The organism is Haloferax sp. s1, from assembly GCF_058382125.1.
In genome coordinates, this window is record NZ_JBZRPK010000573.1 from 1 (window position 1) to 7973 (window position 7973).

Genomic DNA, 7973 nt, shown 5'->3' on the forward strand with positions numbered 1-7973 from the left:
GGTCCCTCGTCCATCGCCGCCTCGTTCAGTTCCGGGCCGCCGCCTCGACGGAGTGCACCGGCGACGCCGGACCCCATACGAAGACTCGTCCCCGCGGCGTTTACGAGTGCGTCGGCCGATTGGGCGGCGATATCGCCCTGCATGACAGTAAATTCCATCGTTACTCGTCGAGTCGAGCCATGTCTTCGTCGTCGAGTCCGATGTGCGATGCCGCGATGTTCTCGCGGAGGTGCGCCACGCTCGACGTGCCGGGGATAGGAAGCATCACGTCGGACCGATGAAGCAACCACGCGATAGCGATTTGCTGCGGCGTCGCTTCGTGCTTTGTCGCAACCGTCGCCACGTCGTCCGCCTTGTCGCCGAGGTCGCCCGCGCCGAGCGGGAAATACGGAATGAAGCCGATATCGTAGTCGTCACAGGCGTCGAGGACCGCTTCGGACTCGCGGTCGCCGACGTTGTAGCGGTTCTGAACGGTTGCGATATCGACGATGTCGCGCGCCTCGTCGAGTTGTCCGACGGTGATGTTCGAAAGACCGACGTGTCGAATCTGGCCTTCGTCTTGCAACTCCGCGAGGGCGTGGACGGACTCTTCGAAGGGAACGTCCGGGTTCGGGTCCGGCTGGTGAAGTTGATAGAGGTCGATGGTGTCGACGCGGAGTCGGTCGAGGCTGCCGAGAACCGCGTTTCGAAGATAGTCTGGGTCGGCTCTCGGTATCCAGTCGCCGCCGGTGTTGCGAAGGAACCCGCCTTTCGTCGCTATCACGAGGTCGTCGGGATAGGGTGCGAGCGCTTCGCCGATGAGTCGCTCGGAGACTGCGGGGCCGTAGGAGTCGGCCGTGTCGATAAGGTCGATACCGTGGACAACGGCCTCGTGGAGGACCTTTTTCGCGTTCTCCACGTCGTCGGGTTCGCCGATGATGTCCGCTCCAGTAATGCGCATCGCGCCAAACCCGAGTCGATGAACCGTCAGTTCGCCGCCGATATCGAAGGTGCCGCTCGCGTTGTCGAGACTCATGTGGTTTTGATTGATTCCCAACAAGATGGTCGTTTCGGCGATCCGGAGGGCTGTTGACCGACGCCACAGAGAACAGCAGGAACTGCCGAAATTCACACCCATCAGCGCCCCGTAGCGCAACTATGGACCTCCTCTCGATGCGCTGGCGACACACGCTATTCGCACACTGGCCCGTAGACCCGGAGGTCGTACAGGCGCATCTCCCGGACAAACTCTCCGTGGCGACCTACGACGGAACGGCGTGGTTGGGTGTCGTCTCGTTCGATATGGTGGACATTCGTCCGCGAAGGTCACCCATCGGTCTGGCGTTTCCAGAGGTGAATCTCCGAACCTACGTCGAACCTTCTGACGGGGGCGAGAGAGGCGTCTACTTCTTCACACTTGAGGCCGCGGACCGTCTCGGCGTGTCGATGGCGAGATTAGGCTATCGGCTGCCCTACCACTACGCGACGATATCCGTCACAGAACAGGATGGAGCGGTCACGTTCCAGAGCTATCGTCCCCCGACGCAGGAGTCACCGGGGGCACAGTTCGATGCAACGTACCGTCCAACCGGCGAGCAGAGTAGCGCCGAGCCGGGGTCGCTCACGGAGTTCCTCGTCGAGAACTATCGGTTCTACACTGACGACTGGCCCGTCGTTATCGGCGACATCGACCACGACCCGTGGCCGATACAGGACGTGGACGCCGAGATACGGGAAAACACGATGTTCGAAGCCTGCGGGTTCGACCACCCCGATGGCGACCCGCTCGTCCACTACGCTGGTGACCTCGAAGTTACGGCGGAGTCACCGAAGATGCTCCGCTGAGGCCGGGTGTGAGGCTGTCACCGTTCACTCGTCGGTCTCCACGGCCGGGTCGTGGCGCTCGTACCAGTCGAGAATCTGCTCGAGGCGATGGGTCGCCCGCTCGGGTTTCGTGACGGCGTGGTGTTCATCGGGGTAGACCACGAGTTTGGCATCGACGCCCTGCGCCTTGGCGGCGACGTAGAGTTGTTCCGACTGGGTTGGCGGACACCGCCAGTCTTGACCGCCGGCCATGACGAGAAGCGGCGTGTCGATATTGTCGGCGTCGGTGATAGACGAGGCGGCATCGAGGCTGTCCGGGTCCTCCCACGGACGGCCGTGCTCGTATTCCTTCCAGAGGCGGTTGTCGTCGGTCCCGTACGCCGACCGCTGGTCGTAGATGCCGTGTTCGGGGACGGCGGCGGTCAAGAGGTCGGTCTGTGTCACGAGGAACCCTTGTGCGATTCCGCCGTAGGAAAAGCCGTAGCCGAAGACGCGGTCGGGGTCGGTCCACCCGCGGTCGGCGAGCGATTCGACGCCCGCGACGATGTCGTCGACTTCGACCGTTCCCCACTGACCGTGGAGTTCATCGGCAAACTCCCGTCCGTACGAGGTCCCACCTCGGTAGTTCGGCCGGAAGACCAGATAACCGCGCGACGTGAAGACGGGGTGTTCGAATCGGAACTCCGGTTCGTCGTAGGCCATCGGACCGCCGTGGATGGCAACGACGGTCGGAAGCGGGTCGGGGTTGTCGAAGTCGAAGTCGGCGGGCGCGTAGACGATTCCTTCGACTTCCCAGCCATCGCTCTCGAAGGTCACGCGTTTCGTCTGCGGCATCTCGTACTCGTCCGTGACCTCGGTGTTCAGCGCGGAGAGTCGGACGAACGACTCGGCTTCCGTCTCGTCGGTCGCGTCGATATCGTCGAGCGAGAGGCCGTAGATGTCCCACCCGTCGTTCGGGTCCGAAACGCGGACTCCCGCGTGACCGCCGGCGATGCTGAGTAGCTGAAACCCGCGATAGTCGCCCTGCACGTCGAACACCCGCTCGGGGTCGTCCGCATACGGGTCGAGGCGGACGACTCTGGACTTCCCCTCGTCGGCGATGAGAGTGTACAGTTCGTCGTCCGACGCCCACTGCGGTTGCGAATTCCACGTGACCGTTCGGTCAAGTGAGGCCGAGACCGACCGAATCTCGTCGGAACCGAGGTCGGCGACGTAAATCTCCCGAGGAAGGTAGAAGTTCTCCGGGTCGTCGCCCACGAAGGCGATTCGCGTCCCGTCCGGACTCCATTTCGGTGCCCCAAGCGCGCTGTCTCCTGTCGTCACCTTCTCGATGTTCGAGCCATCGGGGTCGGTGACGAACACGTCCTGTACCAACGTGTCGTCGGGGTTGTCGGCGTCCGACGTGATGTACGCGATGCGGTCGTTCGGCCCCCACGCGGGCTGGAGACCGCCCTGGTCGGCGAACGCACCCGCCGCCGCCGCCTCATCCAACCGATTCGTCTCGCCGGTTTCGATGTCGACCACGAACAGATAGGTCGTCACCGTATCGGTCCACCCGACACCGTTTATCTTGTGCTGGAGGCGTTCGGTTTCGATTGGCCCGCCGTCCTTGCGCTGTTCGAGATACTCCTGTTCTTCTTCGGTCGGGTCGCGTGCTGAGACGACGAGACGGTCGCCGTCGGGCGACCAGTCGAACTCCGAGACGCCCTCGTCGAAGTCGGTGTGCTGCGTCGGGTCGCCGCCGAGTTCGAGGTCGAAACACCACACCTGCGACTTCGGTTCGTCGTTGTTCGACCCGGCGTCCGTCTCGTCGGACTCGTCACCGTCGTCGCGGTCTTTATCCACTGTTTCGTCCCCGTCTGCATCTGCCTCGTCTTCCGCGTCCTCGTCGTCTTGCCGCCCGACTCGGCGTTCTACGTCTTTCTCACGAGTGGCGATGAACGCGAGTCGGTTCCCGTCGGGCGACCACTTCGGCGAGGACGCGCCCGGCAGACGCGTAAGCCGATGCGGTTCACGAGAACCGTCCGTGGGAACCACGTAGAGCGACGTCGGGCGTTCGTCCTCGTCGGGGGCTGACTCCACGACGGTGAACGCAATCCGGTCACCGTCCGGTGAGACCGTAACGTCCGTTGGAAGCGAGAGGTCGTTTAATGCCTCAAATGGAACGTTCTTTGACATATGAACGATGGCCTCACGCCGCGAACAAATATGTTTGCGTCGTCGAACCCATGGTCGGTTTCGGACACAACCCCGGTGTGGCCGGGGAGACGAACGTCCGACACGAAGGTGAAACCTTCAAGCGTCGGTGAACTAACCCGGCAGACATGGCTCTCATCGATACTGTAATCACAACGACCCATATGCTGGTCGGCGGACTCTGGACGGGAAGCGTCCTCTTTTTCGCCCTTGCCGTCCTTCCGACCGCTCGCGCCGGAGACATTCGCGCCGCCGTGTTCGAGTCTATTATCTCCCGACTCACAATGGGGTCGCGTCTCGCCTCCCTCCTGATGTTCGCAACCGGTGGGCATCTCGCGGGCACGCGATACACGTTCGGAAGACTATTCGGAGAGGCACCCGGTCACCTCGTCCTCTCGATGCTCGCGCTCTGGTTCGTCCTGACCGGACTCGTCGAAGTCGGCCGGGGGAAGGCGAAAGCTGGACTCGCCGAGAAGAAAGTCCGCACCCCGGCGGAGGACGCCGCCCCGTTCTATCTCGGGGCCGCCGTCGTCTCCGTTCTGTTACTCGTCGTGGCTGGACTGCTCCTTAACCCGAGCGTCCTCCTCATGTGAACTACTGATGGCTCAGTAGACGACACACAGCTACCACGCAGAAAATATATTCTGTACGACATTTTTATCATCCCGCTACTGGTGAGTTCACGTGTATGCAAGGGGACGAGTCACGCGTCGACGAGACGCCGCTTCGAATCGAATTGTGTCCCGAAACCGGACGGATTCGCGTCCATAGAACGACCGAGTTGGGGACGTTCACGCGGACAATCGACCGATGAAGACCGCTCGTCCCAACTCCCCGGGCCCAGTACTCGCTCGTCTCGCACGGCCCGTCTCGCGGACGCCGACCCGGATTGCCGTCGTTGCCGACCCGCACGTGACGCCGACGGGGTCCGGAACGTGGAAAGTGTACCACCGTACCGAGAATCGACTCCGAACCGCCGTGTCGACTATCTCTGACCTCGACGTGGACGCGACGGTCCTCCTCGGCGACCTGACTCGGGACGGCCGTCCCGGCGAGTACGACGTTGTCGACGAAATCCTCGGCGGCCTCCCGAACTCGTGGGTTTCCGTCCCTGGAAACCACGACGTGCCGAAGTACTGGGACGACTACGAGGCCCCCACGGCCGGCCAGTTCGCCGCCCGATACGCGACCGGAGAACTACCGTTCGTCCACCGTGTGGGCGGTGTCGACGTTATCGGTCTCGACTCGGCCACCGGCGGTCCCGACATCGACCTCTCTGACTCTCACGAAGGAGTTATTCCGGACTCGAATCTCCACTGGTTGGACGAACACCTCGCTGACGCGACGACACCGCTCGTCGTCCTCCACAACAACCTGTTTCACCCACGCCAACACACCGGTCAGTTCCCCGAGGGTGACTTCTACCAACTCCGAAACGCGGACGAACTGACCGAAGTGCTCGCCCGTCACTCGGTTCCGCTCGTGTTCTCTGGCCACATCCACTGGCCCGCAACTGCGGTCCGAGATGGCGTCCGCGAGATTACCGCACCTGCAACGTGTTCGTTCCCGCAGTCGTTCTTGCTGGTCGAACTCGACCGCAAGGGAACAACGATTCGACTCGTCCCCCTTGCCGGCCCAAAGGGAATGGCCGAAGCCTACACGCTTGCCTCCAGTGGGAGCGCACACGGACAGGGAATCGTCGCACACGCCGACCGCAGCGTCCTGTCGACGTTCCCGCTCGTCGACGAACGAACGCCGTCCAGTCAGTCGGTCGGCGCGGACGTTCCGGGGGCGGTTCGGTGGCGGTGAGTCTCAACCGACTCGACGCCGCCAGACGGAATCTCCGCGAGGAACGTCGAAGATGCGTGGACGAACGCGAGGCGTTTCGTGCCTTCCAAAAAGACGTAAGCGGACTGAAGGCGACCGCACCGACGCCGAGAACCCCGCCCGCTATCGGACACCGACAGACGACGGACAGTGCACTCACTCGTGTCCGGCGGGCCTACGAGCGCACCGTGATGTCCGTGCCGCATTACGACGTCGAGTACGGCGACTCGTTCGAAGACAGCGTCTCCGCTGAATTCGGCCCCGACGTGGCCACCGCGTTTCAGTCTGCGAGTGTCTTCTCACCCGCACTCCGGCACACTGTTGTCTCGGCAGCCGCGGCTGCAGTCGACGAGCGCACTGAGTTCGTCCGGGTCGTCGACGAAGAATCGGAGTCTATCGAGTCGATGCGCGACGAGATTGCCGCGATTGTCGGGCGACTCTCCGACCTCGACGATGCGCTGCATTCTACGTGTGGCTTCGACGAGTTGCTGACGCTGTACAGCGAAATATCTGACTTCCAGGACCGACTTTCGACGCTCGTCGAGCAGCGACAGAAGACGATAACGAACCATCGGCGGGCGCTCTCTTCGTGGGTTCCCGACGTAACCGAATTCTTTTACGAGGATTTGCCGACTCGGTATCCCGTCTTGGCGACGCTCGCGGATGTCGGTGGGGAACTGGACACCGTCACACGCCGAGTCGAGAGACAACTGGCTTCGGCACCGTAACCTGATTCCGGCCTAGTTCCGGCCTGATTCCGGCCACAGTTATTTATCCGTTCACGGTAACGCCGCAGTATAGTATGTTCACGCTCTCGGAGGGGTGCCGGTGAACCGCCTCCACCCTCGTATCCGTCTTCTCTGGGTTGCCCGAGCGGTCGTATTCGCACTCATCGCTGGCGGTGCAACAGGTGCTGCCGTGCTGTTCGCCCCTATCTCGATACCTACGCTCGCGCCGGTCGCAGTCGGCGGGGTGGTGCTCGTCGTAGGCATCATCTACGCGCTTGCTCGCTACCGTGCGTGGGGGTACGAAGTCCGCGATGACTCGCTGTATCTCCAGCGCGGCGTGCTCACCAAGGTCAACACCGTCGTCCCGTTCGTCCGTGTCCAACACGTCGATTCGACACGGAGACCAATCGAACGACTCGTCGGGTTGGCATCGACCATCGTCTACACCGCCGGGTCACGTGGGGCCGACGTTGCGATTCCCGGGTTGACGCCGGACGGCGCGGAAGACCTTCAGGACCGACTGAAACGCCTCGCAATCCGCGCCGAAGGCGACGACGCGGTATGACCCACCTCTCGCCACTCACAGTCCCCTACCGGGCGGCCCAGCGGAGCATCAGCATCGTGTTCGCGCTCGCCTTCATCGCCTTCTCCGGCGGCGCCGCATTCGGTGGCATTCTCGGCGCGTTCGGGACAATCGCACTTCTCGGCTTCGTCGTGCTCGCCATCGGCGGCTACGAAGTCGCGTACTACCAGCGATTCGAGTACGAACTCACTCCGGATACGCTCGACATCCGGTCCGGGGTCTTCTCTCGCCGCAACCGCGAGATTCCCTACCGACGCATCCAGAACGTCGATATCTCCCGAAACGTCGCCCAGCGACTCTTCGGTATCGCCGCTGTCGACCTCGAAACCGCGGGTGGTGGCGAGACAGAAGGGAGCCTCAGGTTCGTCACCTACGAGGAGGCCCGCCGCATTCAGAAAGAAGTCGCTCGACTGAAACGCGGCGACGCGGCCGCTGACATTCCCGAACCGGAGGAAGAACTACTGTTCGAGTTGACTCCTCGCGAACTCGCCATCGTCGGCGCGCTCTCGTTCGACATGCGACTGCCGGGTATCGTCTTCGTGTTCGGGTCGAGTATCTTCCCCGTCATCACCTCGCTTGTCGATGTGCCCATCCCAACGAGCGGTGCCGTCGCAGCGACACTCGGGCTCGTCGGATTAGTCCTCCTCGTCACGGTCGTCTCGTGGGTAACCGGGTTCGCCTCGGCGGTGGTGAACTACTACGGCTTCCGACTCACCCGGGTCGGTGACGAACTCCAGTACGAGCGTGGGCTTCTCCAGCGATACAACGGCTCGATACCCATCGACAAACTCCAGACGCTCACCATCGAGGACAACCCCCTCAAGCGACAGTTCGGC

General features: G+C 62.7%; 10 protein-coding genes. 7 read left to right on the forward strand and 3 right to left on the reverse strand.

What is annotated here, in order from left to right; all coding sequences use genetic code 11:
* Both QT222_RS10815 and QT222_RS10820 read right to left on the reverse strand, forming a co-directional pair.
* The coding region (locus QT222_RS10815; RefSeq protein WP_491477186.1) for a macro domain-containing protein at positions 1–158 on the reverse strand (158 nt) is incomplete at its 3' end.
* Between the two features lie 2 nt (positions 159–160).
* Entirely contained in the window at positions 161–1015 is an 855-nt protein-coding gene (locus QT222_RS10820; protein WP_491477181.1) for an aldo/keto reductase, read from the reverse strand.
* A gap of 122 nt (positions 1016–1137) precedes the next feature.
* Here QT222_RS10820 and QT222_RS10825 point away from each other — a divergent pair, with 122 nt between their 5' ends.
* Positions 1138–1824 carry a YqjF family protein gene (locus QT222_RS10825; protein WP_004572714.1) on the forward strand — a complete coding sequence of 229 codons (687 nt, stop codon included), beginning with the start codon at positions 1138–1140 and terminating at the stop codon, positions 1822–1824.
* Positions 1825–1848: 24 nt separating this feature from the next.
* On the opposite strand, the gene QT222_RS10830 is transcribed toward QT222_RS10825, so the two are convergent.
* On the reverse strand, positions 1849–3981 hold the full coding sequence (locus QT222_RS10830) for a S9 family peptidase (RefSeq protein ID WP_491477182.1): 2133 nt from the start codon (positions 3979–3981) through the stop codon (positions 1849–1851).
* A gap of 146 nt (positions 3982–4127) precedes the next feature.
* Here QT222_RS10830 and QT222_RS10835 point away from each other — a divergent pair, with 146 nt between their 5' ends.
* The 6 genes from QT222_RS10835 to QT222_RS10860 form a co-directional block, all read left to right on the forward strand.
* Complete coding sequence (locus QT222_RS10835) at positions 4128–4592, forward strand: transporter (RefSeq protein WP_491477183.1); 465 nt, start codon at positions 4128–4130, stop codon at positions 4590–4592.
* A gap of 95 nt (positions 4593–4687) precedes the next feature.
* Complete coding sequence (locus QT222_RS10840) at positions 4688–4813, forward strand: hypothetical protein (RefSeq protein ID WP_004572717.1); 126 nt, start codon at positions 4688–4690, stop codon at positions 4811–4813.
* The gene (locus QT222_RS10845) at positions 4810–5808 is read left to right on the forward strand and encodes a metallophosphoesterase family protein (protein WP_491477184.1); all 999 of its coding nucleotides are present in this window, start codon (positions 4810–4812) and stop codon (positions 5806–5808) included. The genes QT222_RS10840 and QT222_RS10845 overlap by 4 nt, the downstream gene beginning before the upstream one ends.
* Positions 5799–6554 (forward strand): DUF7260 family protein, encoded by a 756-nt coding sequence (locus tag QT222_RS10850; RefSeq protein WP_049917420.1) that lies wholly within the window; start codon positions 5799–5801, stop codon positions 6552–6554. The genes QT222_RS10845 and QT222_RS10850 overlap by 10 nt, the downstream gene beginning before the upstream one ends.
* A 100-nt stretch (positions 6555–6654) precedes the next feature.
* Positions 6655–7119 (forward strand): PH domain-containing protein, encoded by a 465-nt coding sequence (locus tag QT222_RS10855; RefSeq protein ID WP_014732212.1) that lies wholly within the window; start codon positions 6655–6657, stop codon positions 7117–7119.
* On the forward strand, positions 7116–7973 hold an 858-nt coding region (locus QT222_RS10860; RefSeq protein WP_491477185.1), incomplete at its 3' end, for a PH domain-containing protein. The genes QT222_RS10855 and QT222_RS10860, both read left to right, overlap by 4 nt.